Origin of the sequence: Sanguibacteroides justesenii, assembly GCF_003204205.1 — a bacterium.
Classification (GTDB): domain Bacteria; phylum Bacteroidota; class Bacteroidia; order Bacteroidales; family Marinifilaceae; genus Gabonibacter; species Gabonibacter massiliensis.
In genome coordinates, this window is record NZ_QJPL01000005.1 from 156,303 (window position 1) to 176,142 (window position 19,840).

General features: G+C 40.9%; 18 protein-coding genes. 11 read left to right on the plus strand and 7 right to left on the minus strand.

Features of this window, described 5'->3' with window-relative positions; translation table 11 throughout:
• The 11 genes from wecB to DMB45_RS09505 are packed head-to-tail and all read left to right on the plus strand — an operon-like array spanning position 1 to position 9,593.
• Positions 1–1,146: a non-hydrolyzing UDP-N-acetylglucosamine 2-epimerase gene (gene wecB / locus DMB45_RS09455; protein ID WP_041504790.1), complete on the plus strand. Its 1,146-nt coding sequence runs from the start codon at positions 1–3 to the stop codon at positions 1,144–1,146.
• Positions 1,147–1,162: 16 nt separating this feature from the next.
• The gene (locus tag DMB45_RS09460; RefSeq protein ID WP_041504789.1) at positions 1,163–2,269 is read left to right on the plus strand and encodes a glycosyltransferase; all 1,107 of its coding nucleotides are present in this window, start codon (positions 1,163–1,165) and stop codon (positions 2,267–2,269) included.
• Positions 2,270–2,285: 16 nt separating this feature from the next.
• Complete coding sequence (locus tag DMB45_RS09465) at positions 2,286–2,702, plus strand: sugar 3,4-ketoisomerase (RefSeq protein WP_041502360.1); 417 nt, start codon at positions 2,286–2,288, stop codon at positions 2,700–2,702.
• Positions 2,686–3,102, plus strand: coding sequence for a sugar 3,4-ketoisomerase (locus DMB45_RS09470; RefSeq protein ID WP_041502361.1), 417 nt, complete (start codon positions 2,686–2,688; stop codon positions 3,100–3,102). The genes DMB45_RS09465 and DMB45_RS09470 overlap by 17 nt, the downstream gene beginning before the upstream one ends.
• On the plus strand, positions 3,099–3,620 hold the full coding sequence (locus DMB45_RS09475; protein ID WP_041502362.1) for an acyltransferase: 522 nt from the start codon (positions 3,099–3,101) through the stop codon (positions 3,618–3,620). Before DMB45_RS09470 ends, DMB45_RS09475 begins: the two co-directional genes overlap by 4 nt.
• Positions 3,617–4,717: a DegT/DnrJ/EryC1/StrS family aminotransferase gene (locus DMB45_RS09480; RefSeq protein ID WP_041502363.1), complete on the plus strand. Its 1,101-nt coding sequence runs from the start codon at positions 3,617–3,619 to the stop codon at positions 4,715–4,717. Before DMB45_RS09475 ends, DMB45_RS09480 begins: the two co-directional genes overlap by 4 nt.
• Complete coding sequence (locus tag DMB45_RS09485; protein ID WP_041502364.1) at positions 4,717–5,970, plus strand: glycosyltransferase family 4 protein; 1,254 nt, start codon at positions 4,717–4,719, stop codon at positions 5,968–5,970. The genes DMB45_RS09480 and DMB45_RS09485 overlap by 1 nt, the downstream gene beginning before the upstream one ends.
• Before the next feature lie 9 nt (positions 5,971–5,979).
• Positions 5,980–6,837, plus strand: a complete 858-nt coding sequence (locus tag DMB45_RS09490) for a GNAT family N-acetyltransferase (protein ID WP_052634389.1) — start codon at positions 5,980–5,982, stop codon at positions 6,835–6,837.
• Between the two features lie 44 nt (positions 6,838–6,881).
• The gene (locus tag DMB45_RS09495; protein WP_041502365.1) at positions 6,882–7,739 is read left to right on the plus strand and encodes a polysaccharide deacetylase family protein; all 858 of its coding nucleotides are present in this window, start codon (positions 6,882–6,884) and stop codon (positions 7,737–7,739) included.
• Entirely contained in the window at positions 7,736–8,632 is an 897-nt protein-coding gene (locus DMB45_RS09500; RefSeq protein WP_041504788.1) for an NAD-dependent epimerase/dehydratase family protein, read from the plus strand. The genes DMB45_RS09495 and DMB45_RS09500 overlap by 4 nt, the downstream gene beginning before the upstream one ends.
• A 7-nt stretch (positions 8,633–8,639) precedes the next feature.
• Positions 8,640–9,593, plus strand: coding sequence for an MraY family glycosyltransferase (locus DMB45_RS09505; RefSeq protein WP_110688716.1), 954 nt, complete (start codon positions 8,640–8,642; stop codon positions 9,591–9,593).
• A 36-nt stretch (positions 9,594–9,629) separates the two neighbouring features.
• Here the strand turns inward: DMB45_RS09505 and DMB45_RS09510 are convergent, their stop codons facing one another.
• The 7 genes from DMB45_RS09510 to tgt form a co-directional block, all read right to left on the minus strand.
• Entirely contained in the window at positions 9,630–10,775 is a 1,146-nt protein-coding gene (locus DMB45_RS09510) for a Wzz/FepE/Etk N-terminal domain-containing protein (protein WP_110688717.1), read from the minus strand.
• A 5-nt stretch (positions 10,776–10,780) separates the two neighbouring features.
• Complete coding sequence (locus DMB45_RS09515; RefSeq protein WP_110688718.1) at positions 10,781–13,198, minus strand: SLBB domain-containing protein; 2,418 nt, start codon at positions 13,196–13,198, stop codon at positions 10,781–10,783.
• A 143-nt stretch (positions 13,199–13,341) separates the two neighbouring features.
• A complete protein-coding gene (locus tag DMB45_RS09520; RefSeq protein WP_041502370.1) occupies positions 13,342–13,869 on the minus strand; it encodes a UpxY family transcription antiterminator in 528 nt (175 codons plus the stop codon).
• Positions 13,862–15,856, minus strand: a complete 1,995-nt coding sequence (locus DMB45_RS09525) for a polysaccharide biosynthesis protein (protein ID WP_235375031.1) — start codon at positions 15,854–15,856, stop codon at positions 13,862–13,864. Before DMB45_RS09525 ends, DMB45_RS09520 begins: the two co-directional genes overlap by 8 nt.
• A 104-nt stretch (positions 15,857–15,960) precedes the next feature.
• Positions 15,961–17,382 carry a pseudouridine synthase gene (locus DMB45_RS09530; protein ID WP_059025423.1) on the minus strand — a complete coding sequence of 474 codons (1,422 nt, stop codon included), beginning with the start codon at positions 17,380–17,382 and terminating at the stop codon, positions 15,961–15,963.
• Between the two features lie 130 nt (positions 17,383–17,512).
• Positions 17,513–18,592, minus strand: coding sequence for an LptF/LptG family permease (locus DMB45_RS09535; RefSeq protein WP_041502372.1), 1,080 nt, complete (start codon positions 18,590–18,592; stop codon positions 17,513–17,515).
• Positions 18,593–19,723, minus strand: coding sequence for a tRNA guanosine(34) transglycosylase Tgt (tgt, locus tag DMB45_RS09540; protein WP_110688719.1), 1,131 nt, complete (start codon positions 19,721–19,723; stop codon positions 18,593–18,595).
• Positions 19,724–19,840: the final 117 nt, after the last annotated feature.

Here is a 19,840-nt window from a genome sequence, read left to right on the forward strand (position 1 = left end):
ATGAAAAAAATAATGCTCGTTTTTGGAACGCGTCCGGAAGCAATTAAAATGGCTCCTCTGGTAAAAGAGTTTCAGAAATACCCGGAACAATTTCAGACTGTTATCTGTGTTACAGGTCAACACCGAGAGATGTTGGATCAGGTACTACAAATTTTTGATATAAAGCCAAATTATGATTTGAATATCATGAAACAAGGCCAAGACCTGTATGACATAACAGCCAGGGTCTTAACAGGTATGCGAGATGTATTGAAGGAAGTTCTACCGGACGTCGTGCTTGTTCACGGGGACACTACCACCTCGACAGCCACGGCTTTAGCTTCTTTTTATCAACAAATCCCGGTCGGACACGTAGAAGCGGGATTGCGCACGCATAATATTTACAGTCCCTGGCCGGAAGAGATAAATCGACAAATTACAGGAAGAATTGCAACTTATCATTTTGCCCCGACGTCTTTGAGTCGGCAAAATCTATTATCGGAAGGGATACAAGAGGGAACAATCACCGTAACGGGTAATACCGTGATTGATGCCTTATATATGGTAGTTGAAAAAATAAAACAAGATGCGGCTCTAAGCTACCGATTAAAACTCTCTATACAAAACAGCGGCTATGATGTGGAACGGTTAAAAAACAATCGCCGCCTGGTTTTAATTACCGGCCATCGTCGGGAGAATTTTGGGGAAGGTTTCATTCATATGTGTAATGCAATAAAAACTTTGACAAAAAAATACCCTCAGGTAGATTTTGTTTATCCTATGCACCTTAACCCAAATGTTCGTAAACCTATTCACGACATTTTCGGTTCAGAGCAACTAATCAATATGTTTTTTATCGAACCGTTAGAATACCTGTCGTTTGTTTACCTCATGGAAAAAAGTACTATCGTACTCACGGATAGCGGCGGCATACAAGAGGAAGCTCCAGGGTTGGGAAAACCAGTTCTGGTAATGCGAGACACAACAGAAAGACCAGAAGCCGTAAATGCCGGAACAGTAAAATTAGTCGGGACTGATTATGAAAAAATCATTTATGAAGTATCCGAACTATTAGACGATATGAACTATTACAATCAAATGAGTAAAGCAGTAAATCCTTACGGAGATGGAAAAGCATGCGAAAGAATTATAGATAAATTAAAATAATCATCATTGAACAATAATGAAAATTTGTCATTTGACGGTAGCACACGGACGTTATGATGCACGTATATTAAAAAGAGAGTGTTACAGTTTGAAAAAAGTCGGCCATGAAGTAATACTACTATGCGCTGACAATAAACCGGATGAGGTTTTAAACGGTGTGAGAATTGTCTCCTGGGGTAAAAAAACTTTATCTAAATTTCAACGCGCAAAATTACTACTATTCCCAAGGAGGTTAGCGAAAGATGCATTAAAACAAAATGCTGATATATATCAATTTCATGATTTGGAACTTATCGTCTTGGGATTATATTTAAAAAAAAGAGGAAAAAAAGTAATTTTCGACGCTCATGAAAACTGGGAAGCCTATATAACAGAGATAAATTTTTTACCGAAATTTCTTTCTAAAATTTTATCAAAAAGGCTGACCTTTTTCTACAAAAAACATTTGAATGACTTTGATGCGATCTTCACGGTCTCCCCTAATATGGTAAGCAATCTGAAACAATATTCGGATCAGGTATATTTCGTTCCTAACTATCCAATAATAAATCATTTACATGAAATATCCCAACAAAAAGATCAAACATTCATATATGCCGGAACCGTATATGAAATGAGTAATCAAAAACAGATTTTACAAGCCCTCACTCGCGTGCCAGCAGCCAAATATACGATTGTAGGCAAGATTAATCCCGAATTAAAAAAACAACTTCAGACCATGCCGGCATCAAAACGTGTTACATTTATAGATTGGGTTTCCAAAACGGATTTAGACCAATATTATTCTAAAGCACTCGCCGGACTTGTCGTTTTTGATTACGTGGGAATCTGTTGTTATACCGAGGGACAGTTGGGATCGAATAAAATCTTCGAATACATGGACATGGGATTACCTGTAATCTGTACAGATTTTCGACTATGGAAAGAATTGATCATAGACAAGTATCACTGTGGAATATGCGTACCTCCAGGAGACAGCAAAGCCATTGCCCAAGCCATGCAATACATCATTGACCATAAAGATGAAGCTTACCAAATGGGTAAAAACGGACAAAAAGCAATCTCGGAAGAGTTTAATTGGGGAAAATACGAAAAAGAATTTTTGTTGAGATACAACGATTAAGTAATAATTTTAAATTATGACGTTAAATAACGTAGAGATTATACATCTCCCTCAATTTTTAGATAATCGAGGGAATTTATCTTTTATAGAGCAAATGAAGCACATTCCTTTTGATATAAAACGCTCCTACTGGATATACGATGTGCCTGGCGGACAGATTCGAGGAGGACATGCTTATCGTAAAAACGAGGAATTCATCGTGGCTTTGTCCGGAAGTTTTGATGTCGTTTTGGATGACGGAAAAGAAAAAAAGATTTTCTCCTTAAATCGTTCCTATTTCGGATTATACGTTCCTAAATGTATTTGGCGACAAATGCAGAACTTTTCAACGAATTCCTTAGCCTTGATATTAGCGTCAACTCCATTCGATGCAAACGATTATATCTACGATTACGAACTATTTAAATCATTATCAAATGAGGAAAGAGAGTAGAGTTTACGATTGTACGATCATCGAGCTGGATAAACACCATCAAGAAAGAGGAAATATTTCCGTTGTAGAGAATAACAAGACCATACCTTTCGCGATTAGACGGGCTTACTATTTATACGATATTCCGGGAGGAGAATCAAGAGGAGGGCACGCTCATAAAAATTTGTATCAATTGATAATTGCGGCAAGCGGTAGTTTCAATGTTACTCTCGATGACGGAGACGTGAAACGTACTTTCACATTAAACCGCCCTTATCAAGGCTTGTTAATCGTTCCGGGAATATGGAGAACATTGGATGATTTTTCCTCCGGTTCGGTCTGTTTGGTTTTGGCTTCGATGGAGTATGACGAAACGGATTATGTAAGGGATTATCAAGAATTTTTAAATCTCAAAAAATGAGTTTTATTCACCATTTATCTGATGTCCAGTCTAAGAAAATAGGAAAGGGGACAAAAATATGGCAATACTGCGTTGTACTTCCCAATTCGATTATTGGAGAAAATTGTAATATTTGTGCACACGTGCTGATCGAGAATGAAGTACAAATAGGGAATTACGTTACGGTAAAATCGGGTGTACAGCTTTGGGACGGAGTTATCGTGGAAGATCATGTTTTCATTGGCCCTAATGTTACATTTACAAATGATTTAGTCCCTCGTTCCAAAATTTATCCTCCCGCATTTATAAAAACTTACTTAAAAAAAGGATGCAGCATCGGAGCCAATACCACGATTATAGCAGGAGTAGTGATCGGTGAATACGCATTTATCGGAGCAGGGAGTGTTGTTACTAAAGATATTCCTGCTAATACGGTTTGGTATGGAAATCCTGCAAAACAAAAAGGGTACATAACGTGTGACGGAATTCTTTTAGACATGGAGATGAAGGATAAAAACGGAAAACAATACAAGATATGATTAAATTTTTAGATTTACAAAAAATAACGACCAAGTATCAGGGAGAAATCCATGCAGCAGTTAAGCGAGTTATAGATTCCGGTTGGTATTTGCAGGGAAAGGAAAACGAAGCATTTGAAATTAATTACGCCCGATATATAGGAACGAAATATTGTGTCGGTTGCGCAAATGGATTAGATGCATTAATTTGGATATTTCGAGCATATATAGAGATGGGAATCATGCATCCCGGCGACGAAATCATTGTTCCTGCAAATACTTATATAGCTTCCATATTAGCGATTACGGAAAACGGTTTAAAGCCTGTCTTGGTAGAACCCGATATAGAAACCTACCAAATAGACGATACAAAAATAGAAGCTGTGATCACGCAAAGAACGAAAGCGATTCTAATTGTTCACCTGTATGGGCAATGCGCCTATTCCGAACAAATCGGAGAGCTTTGTAAAAAATACAATCTGAAATTGATTGAAGATAACGCCCAGGCTCATGGGTGCCAGTTTAACGGTAAAAAAACCGGTTCGTTAGGAGACGTCAGTGGTCATAGTTTTTACCCGGGCAAAAATTTAGGAGCATTAGGAGATGCAGGTGCAGTTACCACGAATGACAAAGAGTTGGCAGAAGTAGTCAGAGCTTTGGCTAACTACGGGTCAAGTCAAAAATACATTTTCAAATATACAGGACGGAATAGTCGCTTGGATGAAATTCAAGCAGCCGTACTAAATGTAAAATTAAAATACCTGGATCAAGACATTGCGATCCGCAAACAAGTAGCCCGACATTATATAAAGAATATTAACAATCAAAAAATTACTCTTCCGATCGTGAAAGATTGGAAAGCTCATGTATTTCATTTATTTCCGATCCGTTGTAAATACAGGGACGAGCTTCAACAGTATCTTACTCAAGAAGGAATTCAGACTATCATTCATTACCCAATCCCTCCACATAAACAGAAGTGCTATAAAGAATGGAATGATCTATCATTCCCCATTACAGAGCAAATTCACAGAGAAGAACTTAGTCTCCCGATAAGTCCTGCTATGACTGAATATGAGATACACACGGTTATTGAAACTGTAAACTCCTTCAAATAATGGAACAGAAAAAAACGGTTTGGTTAGTTTGTGTAAACGCACAACCCCCAGAATTAGATACACATTTAAGACATCAAAAATTTGCAGAAATGTTAATAAAGAAGGGGTATCATGTTATCATTTTTGCAGGTAGCTTTTTACATTATAATAAATCGAACTCTATCAACAACTCTCAAAAATACCTCCTATCAAAATACGGGGACAAACAATACGTTTTCATAAAAACTCCATCTTACACTTCCAATGGATTAAAACGAATATTTTCCATTTTTTTATTTGCATGGAGATTATTGTATTACAGGAAAAAATTTCCCAAACCTGATATTGTAATACATAATTTAAGGGTCCCTTTCGATTTTCCCGTATATGTTGCCGCTCGAAAGTTAAAAGCTAAATATGTTACAGAAGTATGGGATTTATGGCCGGAAGATTTTGTTGCTACCGGACTCATGAAACCCAAAAATCCATTTATTAAAATAGCATATCGAATTGAAAAATTTCTTTACGAAAAAGCTGATCGATTGATATTTACAATAGAGGGAGGAAAAGATTATATAGTAAACAAGGGGTGGGATACGGAACACGGCGGAAAAATAAATATCGATAAATACAATTACATCAATAATGGCATCGATTTAGATGAATTCGAATATAACAAAAAGAACTACATCCTACAAGACGATGATTTATCAGACAACTCTCACTTTAAAGTCATCTATTTAGGTTCAATACGTTTAGCAAATAACATACAGCAATTAATAGATGCCGCCGCTTTTCTTCGTGACAATTCTAAAATCAAGTTTTTGATATACGGAGATGGAGACGAAAGAGAAAGACTAATAGAATATTGTAAAAAGAATAACATAAAAAACGTCATTTTCAAAGAAAAGTGGGTCGACATAAAATACGTTCCCTATATCTTGTCGTGTAGTTCTCTAAACTTAATGAATTATAAAAAAGTAGAAACTCAAAAATACGGAGGAAGTCAAGGTAAATTATTTCAGTATTTGGCGAGCGGTAAACCAATCTTATCCAATAACGTGATGGGATACGATATTGTAAACAAATATAAAGCGGGTATATCGAAAAATATAAGTAACGCCCAAGAATACGCGGAAATTATCAATGAATTTGCATCGTTGGATAAAGAGGAGTATAATATGCTATGCAATAATGCGCTAAAGGCTGCTCAATTTTTTGATTACAAATATTTATTCAAAGCTTATTTTAAACTTATAAACGAATTATCATAAAGATACTTTATGGACTATGAAATCAGACAATTATTTTTTGATGACGGTATAGCATCATTGCAAAAGATAGTTGATTTACAAAATATCGTATATGCCGGCTCTAACCACGAGTTCTCTGTTGCCGGGTTTAAATACCTGTACTTGGACAATCCTTTAGGAAGAGTAATTTCATTCAACGCTTTTCAGGGCAACGATCTTGTCGCTCATTACGCTTGTATCCCCATGAAAATGAACATCGCCGGCAAGCTTGTTCTCGGCTTGTTGGATATAGCGACGGTAACACATCCGGATCATCGAGGTAAAGGACTCTTTAAAATGCTGGCTCAAAAGACATTCGACCACGCTAAAAAGAGCGGTTTCGGGTTCATTTTGGGAGTGGCCAATGCCAACAGCATACACGGTTACATGAAGTACTTCAACTTTACCCTTATCTCTAAACTAACGGTAAAATACGGCTGGGGAACAAGCATAAGACCCGCTTCGAACAAGACGTATAGCGTTTACTGGGACGAGGAGTTGTTGAACTGGAGATTAAGAAAACAGGAATACGCTGTCCATAAAACCTCTATCGTCGGGAAAACGAACTTCTACAAATTCCGAAACGTGTTGGGAGTAAAAACATTCATGGGTGTTTTCCCGGAAAAATTGCTGTCTAAGCTAAATTTGAAAAAATCCAACAATTTCTTGCGACCGCTAAATCTTTACGTGGGGCTGGGGGCAGACTTGAAAAATGGCCACTATTTCGGTATACCGAGTTTTATCAAACACTCTCCTTTCAATTTAATCTTCATGGATTTAACAGGTAACTTACCTCCTGTTACGAAAGACAATATCTTTTTCCAACTGATCGATTTCGATGTGGCTTGATCCCAATTTATCATCCGGCATAACCCTTTTACCACATTATTATAATGAACATTCTGACCTTTGATATAGAGGACTGGTATTGTCATGACAATTACTCCCAAAACATGGAGTGGGACAAGCACGAAGTTCGAATACACGAGCCCCTGGAAAGAATATTATCGGAACTGGAAAAAAAGAAAGTCAAGGGAACTTTTTTCTGCCTGGGATGGCTCGCGCAAAAACATCCCGAAGTGATCCGGACGATTCACGAGAAAGGACACCACGTGGGATGTCACTCTTACCAGCATGAACTGGCATTAAGATTAGATTATAAAGCATTCAAAAACAACACTTTCAAATCGAAAGCTCTGCTGGAAGACATCACCGGAGAAGCGGTGGATGCTTTCAGGGCCCCCTCCTTTTCCGTCATGAAACAAAACCTGTACGTTTTTGACGTGCTTGCGGAGCTGGGTTTTAAATACGATTGCTCTATATTTCCCGCCAACCGGGAATTCGGGGGATTAAAAGAATACGGGGAAGGTGTTCCCGGGATTATAAACGTCAACGGTTACCGATTAAAAGAATTTCCGATGAACGTGTATCGTTTCCTCGGTAAAGATATCATTTTTTCCGGCGGCGGGTATTTCCGGATTTTACCTTACCGGTTAACAAGGTATTTCATGCGACATAGCGATTACGTGATAAACTATTTCCACCCGAGCGATTTCGACCCGGCACAACCGAGGATGAAACACTTGCCTTTGATGCGCCAAATCAAAAACTCGATGGGCTTACGAGGCGCTTTCGAGAAATATCAGAAACTCATCCGGGATTTCGACTTCGTCGATATTCGCCAAGCCGATTCCCTGATAGATTGGGACAAAGCAAAAACTTTCGACATCAAAAACATACAAGTAATATGAATTTACTTTTCACGGGAGCTTCCGGTTTTTTAGGGAAAGAGGCAGGTCCTTTATTATCAAAAAAGTACGAGTTAGAAACGATCGGGTTAACCTCGTTTGATAATTACACGGTAAACCTGGCCAAAGAGGTACCGGTCTTGTCCAAGAGGTACGACGTGGTACTGCATGCTGCCGGTAAGGCTCACGTCATTCCCGGAACGGAGAAGGAAAAACAGGAGTTTTACGAAGTAAACCTGCAAGGCACGAGGAATTTATGCGAGGCGTTGGAAAAAGCGGGAGTACCAGGTTCATTCGTTTTCATCAGTACAGTTGCCGTTTACGGGTGCGAATCGGGAAGGTTGATCGGTGAAGATCACCCGTTAAACGGGAATACTCCTTACGCCGACAGTAAAAAACAGGCGGAAATCTATTTACAAGAGTGGTGCTCGATACATAACGTCATATTAACAATCCTGCGCCCCTCTCTATTAGCGGGAAAAAATCCCCCGGGAAATTTGGGATCCATGATCGAGGGGATCAGAACCGGACGTTATTTAAGTATTGCCGGAGGGAAAGCCCGTAAGAGCGTGTTGATGGCGGAGGATATAGCCAGGTTATTATTCATGGCTGTCGACAAGGGGGGTATATACAACGTGTGTGATAACGAACATCCGAGTTTTCGGCAACTCGAAAAAACGATCTCGGTTCAATTGGGCAAGAAATTACCGGTGAACATACCTTACTGGTTGGCTAAAGCATTAGCGTTAGCAGGCGATTGTTTGGGAAACAAGGCCCCGATCAATTCCTCGAAATTAGACAAGATAACGAGATCGTTGACTTTCAGTAACGAGAAAGCGAAGAGAGTGTTGGGCTGGGAACCGTTAAACGTGTTGGAACATTTTAAAATTCATTGATCCGGTCGTGTATTATTTTTTAGTTTTTGCTTTATTGCTGGTCCTCGAATTGATCTATTTCCATATAGCGGACCGATTCAATATTATCGATAAACCGAACGAAAGGAGCTCGCATACACGAGTTACCCTACGGGGAGGCGGAATTATATTCTATTTCGGAGCCTTGTTTTACTTCCTTACAAACCGTTTTGAATACCCGTGGTTCGTAACCGGGCTGACCCTGATAACCATCGTGAGTTTTATCGATGACATTCATTCCGTGTCCAAAAGGGCACGTTTAGCGATACACGTCACGGCCATGTTACTGCTATTCTACCAGTGGGGACTTCTTACTTTGCCCTGGTGGTATATCCCGATCGCCTTGATCTTCTGCACGGGAATAATCAACGCATACAATTTCATGGACGGTATTAACGGCATTACCGGGGGATATAGCTTGGTCGTAACGGGAACTTTACTCTATATAAACGAATACCAGGTGAATTTTATAGAAGCGCAACTATTATGGGTTATGGTGATCGCCATCACGGTATTCAACATTTTTAACTTCCGCAAAAAAGCGAAGTGTTTTGCCGGGGATGTCGGATCAGTCAGTATAGCGTTTATCATTTTATTCCTGTTAGGGAAGTTAATTATACAAACACGAGATCTCGGCTATATTATTTTACTGGCGGTATACGGGGTCGACAGCATACTCACGATTATACACCGGCTTCTATTACACGAAAACATCAGTCTCCCTCATCGAAAACACCTCTACCAAATAATGGCAAACGAACTTAAAATTCCACACGTTGCTGTTTCTGGGTTTTATATGTTACTCCAAAGCATCATAAGCATAGGCTACATCTATTTTGAAGCTTATAAATCCTGGTACTTTATAAGCATCATCCTGATCTTGAGTTTCGGGTACATATGGTTTATGAGAAAATATTTCGGATTGCATTCCATAACACAATAAAAAAGCGGGAGACTTATCGATTTCCCGCTTTTTTATTTATTCTTTAACTATCCGCCTCAATTTCGCACTTCCGGAGATTTCAGCCACGAAGGGCAAACCCAACACCAAGCCGATACCGGCAAATCCTCCCAAAAAAGTAAATAATACACAAATCAATGCCCGCTTAGGTTTGGATCGTTCATTGGGAATAACGACCGGATCCACGACCGTCAATATGGGAGTCGTCTCTTTTACGGCAATTTTGGCCTGTTCCAATTGTTTGGCCAACTCATTGTAAACATTATTAGCCAAAGTATACTCTGCCGTCAATCTCTCCTCTTCAATCTTAGCCATGGCCGAAGAGAAATTTTTATTACGATCCTGAAAACGGGCCAACTCTTTCTGTTTCTCTTCAAAATCATTCTTGGTCTCGTTATAACGATCCTCGACAAACTTCAAATTAGAAGCCACTTTTTCTAATTTAAATTCCGTGATATATTTCTGTAACAAAGCCTGTGCCTGTTGAGCCAATTGAGCTACAGCAAGCGGTTCCGGCAATTCCGCAGATAGTTGGACATATCCGTCTTTATCATTGACATTAAGAGAGATGATATCTTTCAATTTTTTAGATACTTCCAATTCATCTTTGGTCATATACTGAATCAGAGAGTTTACCCCTGTCGGTACGATAGAAGTCGTATCCTTCCCACGAATCGCTTCCATAATAACTCCTGGTAAACCGATCGTATACTTTTTAATAAATCCGATCAAACTAAATTGCTGGTATTGATCCTCCGTGAAGTACTCGAAAAGCGTCACCGGGTGGTCAATACCCTCAAATGTCAAAGGAGCATTCATCAACTCTTTTTGAAAAGGGACACTGGCGATAATTTTCGGATAGATTTTAGGCGAAAGGACCTCTCCCGCACTCATACTTCCCAAATTGATACCCACCATCGAAGCCAACCCCGACAAACCTCCCGACATATTCTTCTCTCCCGACTGGGGTACCATCGTACTACCGGCCGTATATACTTTAGGGCTAAAAAGGGCTACCAAAATTCCGATCACCATAAAACAAACGGTCACCTTCAAAATCAATTTCCTGTTTTTCCACAATTTACGAACCACTTCAACCAAATCGATCTCTTGTTCTTCAGGACGTATTTTATTTTGTTGTGATATTGTTTCGTTCTGTTCCATATCGCTTATTTCGAATTATTCATAATGGTTGTAATCATGGCCGCCATCGAAGTCGTAGAAGAAGCTAAACTCATGATTTCAGCCAAGCTCATTCCCTTCCTTATCGGTCTAATCGGTACGATGATCTCACATCCCGGTTCTATCTGTTTCGCACTATTCCCTTTTCTCTTAGCCACCATTCCATTCATATAAACAATATACGTCCCCCGTTTTTTAGCTCTGAAAGCAAAACCGCCTGCACTGGCAATATACTCTTTCAATTTCTTTTTAGGATTGTAGGTAGTGGTATTGGGACGCATCACGGCTCCGTCTACTTTCACGGTTCCGTCATAAAGCGGAACGATAATGCGATCTCCTTCCCGAAGTACCACATCGTAATCCGATCCGGGATTAGCCATCGCCTTATCCAATTCGATACCCACGTAATAGGTATCACCTAACTCTAAAGTTTTAACGTCGATAGAATCCTTACCGACCCCCTGAGTCATCAACTTCAATTTGGATTCCAATCTCCTGCGTTCATCTTCGTTCAATTTTCTCTCCAAACGGGCTCCTTTAATATAAGCCTTGGTGGTTAGTCCTCCCGCACGATTGATAATACTCGATAAGCGTTCATTTTTTACCGATTTAGCGTATTGACCTTCATACATCACCTCTCCTTTTACCATCACATTCTGTTGTTCACTATAACCGGGAGAACGACGGACCTCGATCTCGTCGAAAGGTTCCAAAACAAAGTCCTTCGGACCGTCGATAATCAAACCGTCTTTTAGCGTATAACTAAATATTTTCGCCTCAAAAAGAGCCTCCTTTTTCGCTTTGGGATTTTTTACCCGACGAGCCACATCCACTTTTACCATAGAAGCCGATTCCAAAAGTCCTCCTGCCTGCAATACCAAATCTTCCAACGACATATTCTGTATATAAGGATAAATACCCGGTTTCTTTACTTCTCCGCGGACCGTAACAATATAATTTTCCTGCAGTTCCGAAGTAGAAGGTATATAAAGCAGGTCATTCTTTTGTAAGAGCATATCCTCTTCCCTTCCGGACAATATCTCTTGCAAATTCAAAGATTGAACCTGCTTCGTCAAATCCGGATTTTCCCGATACAATAAAACCCGTCCCGTAAAAGCATCTCCTTTCAAACCTTCAGCCACCTTTACCAACTGGGCCACCGTTTGAATATCCTTATCCAAGGAGTAATCCCCCGGACGATACACGGCTCCCTGTACAGAAACCTTATTCTCAAAACGCGACACGATAGGATCGACCTCGACCACATCCCCGTCATCCAATAGGAAAGAAGGAAAATCCTCCTTTTTCACCGTGTGGATCTGGTATTCGGAACCGCTCTTGCGAATCAAACGTACATTCTTTTTATATGCATCTCCCGTAAACCCTCCGGCATAGTCCAATAACTTCTGTAAGTTCTCTTCCGCAGTCATTTCGTATTTCATGGGTCTTTTCACCCTTCCTTTTATCTGTACCAAATCTTTATAAGGACCGACAACAACGTTATCCCCGTCCTGCAAAACGATATCCCCGATATTTCCCCCCTCCAGAATATACTTATATACATCAAGGGTTGCAATCTTATTTCCCTTTCTAAAGATATTAATCTCCCTTAAAGTACCGATATCGTTAACCCCTCCGGCAGAATAAAGCGCATGAAAAACGGATGCCAAGGAAGGCAAGGTATAGCTCCCCGGAACAAGCACCTCTCCCATCACGTTCACCTGAATACTTCGGATCTGTCCCAATGTCAGGTTAACAAAAGTAGTCGGTTGCGCGGCCGTTATCGCGGAGTAAATCTTAGAAAATTCGTTTTTGATTTTTCCGTTCGCCTCTTTTACGGAAAGACCGCTCAAATAGATCGGCCCTAAATTCTCGACGATAATACTTCCGTCCGGGGATATCACCGACCGCACGGTCTGTTCCGAATCCCCCCACACATCGATGATAACCTCGTCACCCGCCGCCAACTTGTAATTTTCAGGAGTGGGGATATTCAATATCGGCTCAAAAGTTAATTTTTTATTATTAAACAGATCCTTACCGAACACCTCCTCCGAACGATCGGCAACAAGGGCCGGAATGGAATCCATCATGACAAACAAAGAGTCCATCGAACTCAACATCTCTTTGTTTATGGTCCTCAAACGATTTCCCCCCGACTTAGTATCGGTCATTTTACCTGCTCCCCCCTCCTTCTCTGCCATCATCTTTTCGTATTGTGCCTTCAGACGTAACATCTGTTCCTGAGTCACTCCACGGTCTTTTAACATCAGCATCATCTCCTGCTGTGTTTTTCCGTCTTTTTGAGCCTGCTTCAACAATTGAATGACCTGCGCATCGGTCATCTGGGCAAAAGAAGTGACAACCGCACCAAACAAAAATACAATAAGCAACAAGAATCTCATATAATCGATTTTAATCGTTTTAAAGTTTTCACTAAAATATTTAACCGCAAAACCACCAAAACAACTCTATTTTGCAGGCGACGGCAAAGATACGTTTTTAATTGAAAATCAAAAAAACATATCTGAAAATTATCTATCCGTAGCTACGTACCGGAAGCGACTCTTCGATAAGGTTCCACACAACTTAAAGGCACCGTGGTCAAAGCACACCCCAAATGCTCCAAACGGACCATAATTCGATGTTTCCCCCTGACCTCAACCAACTCTCCTTCCAACCCCGCCAGCTTTCCCAACACAACCCGCACATAAGAACCGACAGGCAAATCCACGGTAGAAATTTCCACCTCCTCTTCCGCGTTATCGTTCATAAAACGCAATGCTTTTATCTGTTTATCCGGTATCGGAGCCGGTATCCCGAATTCCTTCAAAAAAGAGACCACTCCAAAAGTCGTCAAAACCTTTTGCATCTGCAATAAATTCACGTATACGAATATATATCCGTTTATCAAAGGGATCTCCACCTTTTTGCTACGGTCACTCCATTTTCTGATTACGACACGCAACGGCAAATAATTTACAATCCCCTGCTGATCCAATCGCTCCTTTACTTTCTTCTCTGCCCGGGAAGCCGTGTAAACAGCGTACCAACGCGATTGATTTTTCTCAAACATCACCCGACACCTCCTGTTTCTCTAATACTTCCATACGATCGAGTACGCCTTGCATCTGTTTGTTCATTCCCTCTTCTTCCATTTGGAAATCGATGGATTCGAAAACAGAGTTTTTAGACTTGAATTCAGGAACGATGTTTTTCATCTGTTTCACAACCATAAAACTATCCGCGGTCTCCAAGGCTGAATGCAATCTATTTATCTCTTCCAATACCCCCCTGTAATCGTATTCCCTGACCTTAGCTATCTTTATTCGATCGTGAACGGTGGGAAGAGTTGTCTCCTTTACATTCAAAACTTCCTCGTATAGCTTCTCGCCGGGACGCAACCCGGTGAAGACAATATGAATATCCTTACCGACTTCAAAACCGGACAATTTGATCATTTTCCGAGCCAAGTCTACGATTTTCACACTTTTCCCCATGTCAAACACGAAAATTTCCCCTCCATGCCCCAAAGCACCCGCTTGCAAGACCAGTTGACAGGCTTCCGGAATCGTCATGAAGAAACGGGTTATTTCCGGATGAGTTACCGTAACCGGCCCCCCCGTTTCGATCTGCTTTTTAAAACGAGGGATAACCGATCCGTTCGATCCCAATACATTTCCGAAACGGGTCGTTATAAAATTAGTTTGTGATATCTTGTTTAAAGATTGCGTGTAGATTTCAGCAATACGCTTACTGGCTCCCATGACATTCGTCGGATTTACCGCCTTATCCGTGGAGATCATAACAAAACGCTTGCAGCCGTATTTTACGGCACAATCCGCCATATTCTTGGTTCCGAACACATTGGTCTTCACCCCCTCCACGGGATGCATCTCAACCATCGGCACATGTTTATAAGCCGCGGCATGATAAACGATATCCGGATGATACATTCTGAACATACCTTCCACCCTCTCTTTATCACGAACATCCCCGATTTCAATCTTATAATTAAAAAAATGAAATTCCTCTTTCAATTCCAGTTCTATATCATACAACGGAGATTCTGCCTGATCAAAAAGCACAATCAAAGAAGGTCTGAAATGAGTCAATTGACGGATGATCTCGCTTCCGATGGATCCGGCCGCACCGGTCACCAAAACGACCTTATTAAGTAATTGCTTCCGCAAATTATCCTCATCCAATTTGATCTCTCCCCGCTCCAACAAATCTTCGATCTTTATATTTTTTATATGCCGTATACTCAGATCCCCGTTAATCCAACTTTCGAAACGAGGAACCTCCAACACGTTGACATTATATTTCAGACAGGTTTCGACAATCGTTCGCTTTTTATCGTAAGCGATCATCTTTTTAGCGATAATAACTTTATCCACCTTATTCCGCTTCAACAGATACCCCAAAGAAGACATCTTGTAAATCTTAATTCCCTCCAATACTTTCCCGGCTTTTTTATCATTCACATCAATAAACGCAAGGATATTATAAGACACGTCCTCCGCGTTATCCAACGCGTGCTTGGCCATAATCCCATACTCATCGCTTCCGCAAATAATGACATTCTTCTTTGCCTTTTCCGCTCCTATATATTGGATAAAAAGAGTTTTTACAATCAACCGGCTCACAATCATCATACTCATTAACAACACGTACTCCGTCAAAAGCACGGAGATAGCGATCAATAGGCGGCCGGTCACCAAAAAATAAGCACCGCTTCCTAAAAGAAGTACCAACTCTCCAGCCGTTAATACATAATAAATCCGTAAAGCATCTTCTGTTCCTGTAAATCGAACAATACCGGAATAAGTTTTTCCCCAAATAAAACTAACAATCCTTACCCCCACGATACAAATCGCCCCTCGTGAAACAAGAGACATGTTTATGCGGTCTAACTGAAAATTCCCAAGTATCAAATAAGTGACACCGACCGCGACGCAACTCAACATCACGTCGATTATAAAAACGATCCATCTTGGCGTATAGGAGAAAGAGTGCAGCGCTTTCATCCTATTCAATCCATTTGTAACAAATGCAACCATAAATTCCCGTTATATTACATCTCTCATGGGTCTATGCAACCGACCCATGAAAGATGTTGTTAAAGTATAAAAAAACACAATAGTATCTACAAAGATCTACCTATTTAATAAACTTTTAACACAGTCACCTCTTCAGGCGTCAAGAATCTCCATCTTCCGCGAGGCAAGTTCTTTTTCGTGATTCCGGCAAAATAAACCCTATCCAATCGAAGAATCTGATAGCCGAAATGTTCGAATATACGACGAACGATACGATTCTTTCCGGAATGAATTTCGATGCCGACTTGCGTACGATCATCAGCAGCTATTTGAATATCGTCGGCCTGAACAAAACCGTCTTCCAACTCAATTCCGTCCCGGATGGATTGAATATCTCCCATACTCACAACCTTATCCAAAAAAACGTGATATATTTTTTTCTGATTGTACTTCGGATGCGTCAATTTTTTAGCCAAATCGCCGTCATTCGTGAATAAAAGCACTCCCGTCGTCTGGCGATCCAAACGTCCGACCGGATAAACCCGCTCCTTACAAGCCCCCTCGATCAGAGACATAACCGTCTTGCGCTCCATGGGATCATCTACGGTAGTCACGTAATCTTTAGGCTTATTCAATACCAAATACACTTTACGTTCCGGCACAACAACACGATCGTCCACTTCTACCCTATCTTCCCGTTTAACCTTCACACCTACTTGTTGTATCACCTCACCGTTTACTTTTACCCGTCCGGCTAAAATCAATTCATCTGCATCCCGGCGGGAACAAATTCCCCCTTTGGCAATATATCGATTCAACCGCAATTCCGTTTCATCGCCTTCGTTCTCCAACCGATGAGCCAACTGTTTCTTCTGAGAATAGACACTTCTCTTTCTCTCTCTTGCTTCCGGAAAATTTCTACGTTCACGATTGGGACGATCTACCCGGTTGAAACGGTCGTTTCTCTCTTCACGTTCTCCCCGGTTATACTCTTCCCGCTCAGAACGTGCTCCTCTCCTGAATTCATTTCTTTTTCCCGGCTCTTCCCGGTAATTCCTCTGCTGGAAACGCCGTTCTCCCCCCTCGCTCCGGTTCTCCCTGTCGGAAGTATACCTTTCGTTTCTATCTTCCCGGCTTTCTCTTCTCGGAAAACGGTTTTCCCTCCGTTCTCCTTGTTCTTCCCGTTTCTGGTAATTTTCGTCCCGGCGACGGAATGAACGTTCTTTTCTTTCCCCGTCACGATCTCCCTCGTAACGATCTCTACGGAATCTCTCCCCCTCATCGTTACGTTCCCCTCTGTCAAAACGATTTTGACGAACAAATTTACCTTCTCGTTCTTGATTCAAATCCCGAATCTCAACCCGTTTAAACCTTCTGACCGGACGATCCGACTCTCCCTCTCCGGAAAAAAAATCATCTCTCCGCTCCCTGTTAAAACGATTTGCCCTCTCATCTCCCTCACGGGTGTCAGGCTTCCTTTGCCGATTCTCGTCACGATGCCCGGCATTTCGACTAATCCTTGGTCTTTTCTCTTCCCGATTGTACATAACAGACTTCTAATAAATTAAATATTAATTATAACTGAGCATACTATAAATCAACAGTATATTAAATGCTCTTCGATTTTTAGACAACTGATCTTTCTATTTTTTAATTCAATTGTACTCCCGACTCAACTTACTTCGGAGCCGTTCGATAAACAAAAAATGCCACGAAAGCATACAAGATATTAGGTATCCATACCGCTAATAACGGATTCATATTTCCATTGGTTGCAAATACCGTCGAAAATTGCATGAATAGAATATAAGAAAAACTGATCAACAACCCTAATCCTAAATGAAATCCCATACCTCCCCGAATTTTTCGGGAAGCAATACTCACCCCTATCAATGTCAGTATAAAGGTGGCAAAAGCATTGGAGAAAATTCTATATTTCTCAATCTGAAACTCAACAACATTACTACTTCCCCTCAGCTTTTGTCTGTCGATGTATTCATTTAATTCCGGCAAAGTCAAACGTTCCTTTATCTTCTTGGGATCTTCTGAAAATTCCGCCGGAGTAAAATTTAATAAGGTATCGATCTGTCTACCCGTCGTATACGTCTCTTTCATTCCGTCGAACTCCCTGTAAGTCCAATCCTTAATCGTCCATTTTCCTTTCTTCTCGTCCCATTCGATCAACCGGGCGTTCAATTTATTTATTAACGTATCTCCCCGGAAATTCTCATATGAAAAATCATATCCTATTTTAGGACCAACGGAAAAAGAGGACATATATATATAAGAACCGGGAGCCACTTGACGATGAATATTCTTCTCTCGATTTTGAAAAGTTTTCCAAATGTATTTCTCCGAAAACTCTATCCGTTTCTTATTGGCATTAGGGATGATAAAAGCAGTCAACAACAGGGACAACGTCGCGATAACACCCGCCGAAATCATATAGGGACGTACCATCCGGCGAAAACTGGTTCCCGTACTCAAAATGGCTATGATTTCACTATTGTAAGCCATCTTGGAAGTAAAGAAAATAACAGAAATAAATGTAAACAGAGAAGAAAACACATTCGCGAAATAAGGAACGAAGTTGAGGTAATAGTCAAAGACAATGGCGTTGACCGGAGCACTGTTCTCTATAAACTTCTCCAAACGCTCCGAAAGGTCGAAAACGATAACGATACTGAGAATGAGTACCATTGAGAAAAAGAAGGTACCCAGAAACTTTCGTATAATATATATATCCAGTTTTTTCATCTACAGCCGAGTTGTCACTTTTTTTACTGTTTTCGTTTTCCATGCAAGGAAATCACCTTCCAATATATGCTTCCGCGCCTCTTTTACCAACCACAAATAAAAGGACAAATTATGGATCGAACAAATTTGCAACCCTAAAATTTCATCTGCCTTAATCAAATGGCGCAAATAAGCTTTTGAATAATCTTTATCCGCGAAAGAGAGAGCTAAAGGATCAATGGGGGAAAAATCCTTTTCCCACTTTTTGTTCTTAATATTAATTACCCCCTCCGTCGTAAACAACATTCCGTTTCTTCCGTTCCGGGTAGGCATAACACAATCGAACATATCGACGCCTAAAGCAATGGCCTCTAAAATATTCTCGGGCGTACCGACACCCATCAGGTAGCGGGGTTTATCTTTCGGTAAAATCCGGTTCACCACCTCAATCATCGCGTACATCGACTCCGCGGGCTCTCCTACCGCCAAGCCTCCGATAGCATATCCTTCCCGCTCCAATGACACCGCATGCTCAGCAGCACGTTCCCGAAGATCTTTATACACACATCCCTGAACGATCGGAAATAAAGACTGACGGTAACCGTATAACGGCTCCGTCGCATCAAAACGTTTTACACAACGTTCCAACCACCTTTGAGTCAACTCCAAAGATTTTTTAGCATAGACGTAATCGCTTTGACCGGGAGGACATTCGTCGAAAGCCATCACGATATCGGCCCCTATCTTACGCTGGACATCCATTACGTTTTCCGGTGTAAAAAGATGTTTCGACCCGTCAATATGAGAACGGAAGGTAACCCCTTCTTCCGTGATCTTCCGGCTATCGGTCAAAGAAAATACCTGAAAACCGCCGCTATCGGTCAATATCGGTCTATCCCACGCGTTAAATTTATGTAAACCTCCCGCGGCTTGCAACACATCTGTACCCGGTCGCAAGTAGAGATGATACGTGTTTCCTAAAATAATTTGAGCCTGAATATCCTCTTTCAACTCCCGGGCATGCACAGCTTTTACGGTCCCTACTGTCCCCACCGGCATGAAAATGGGAGTTTCAATAGTTCCGTGGTCTGTCGTTAACAGGCCACATCTTGCTTCGCTATGCTTATCTTTCGCTAAAAGGGTGTAATTCATTCGCTTTCATTTTTGAATCGGCAAAGATAGTGATTATTTTAGATTAAAATCGTCTCTCTTTCCCCTAAATATCGCAAAAACGTACCCTTCCCTCTCAAATCAGGCCGAAAATTTAAA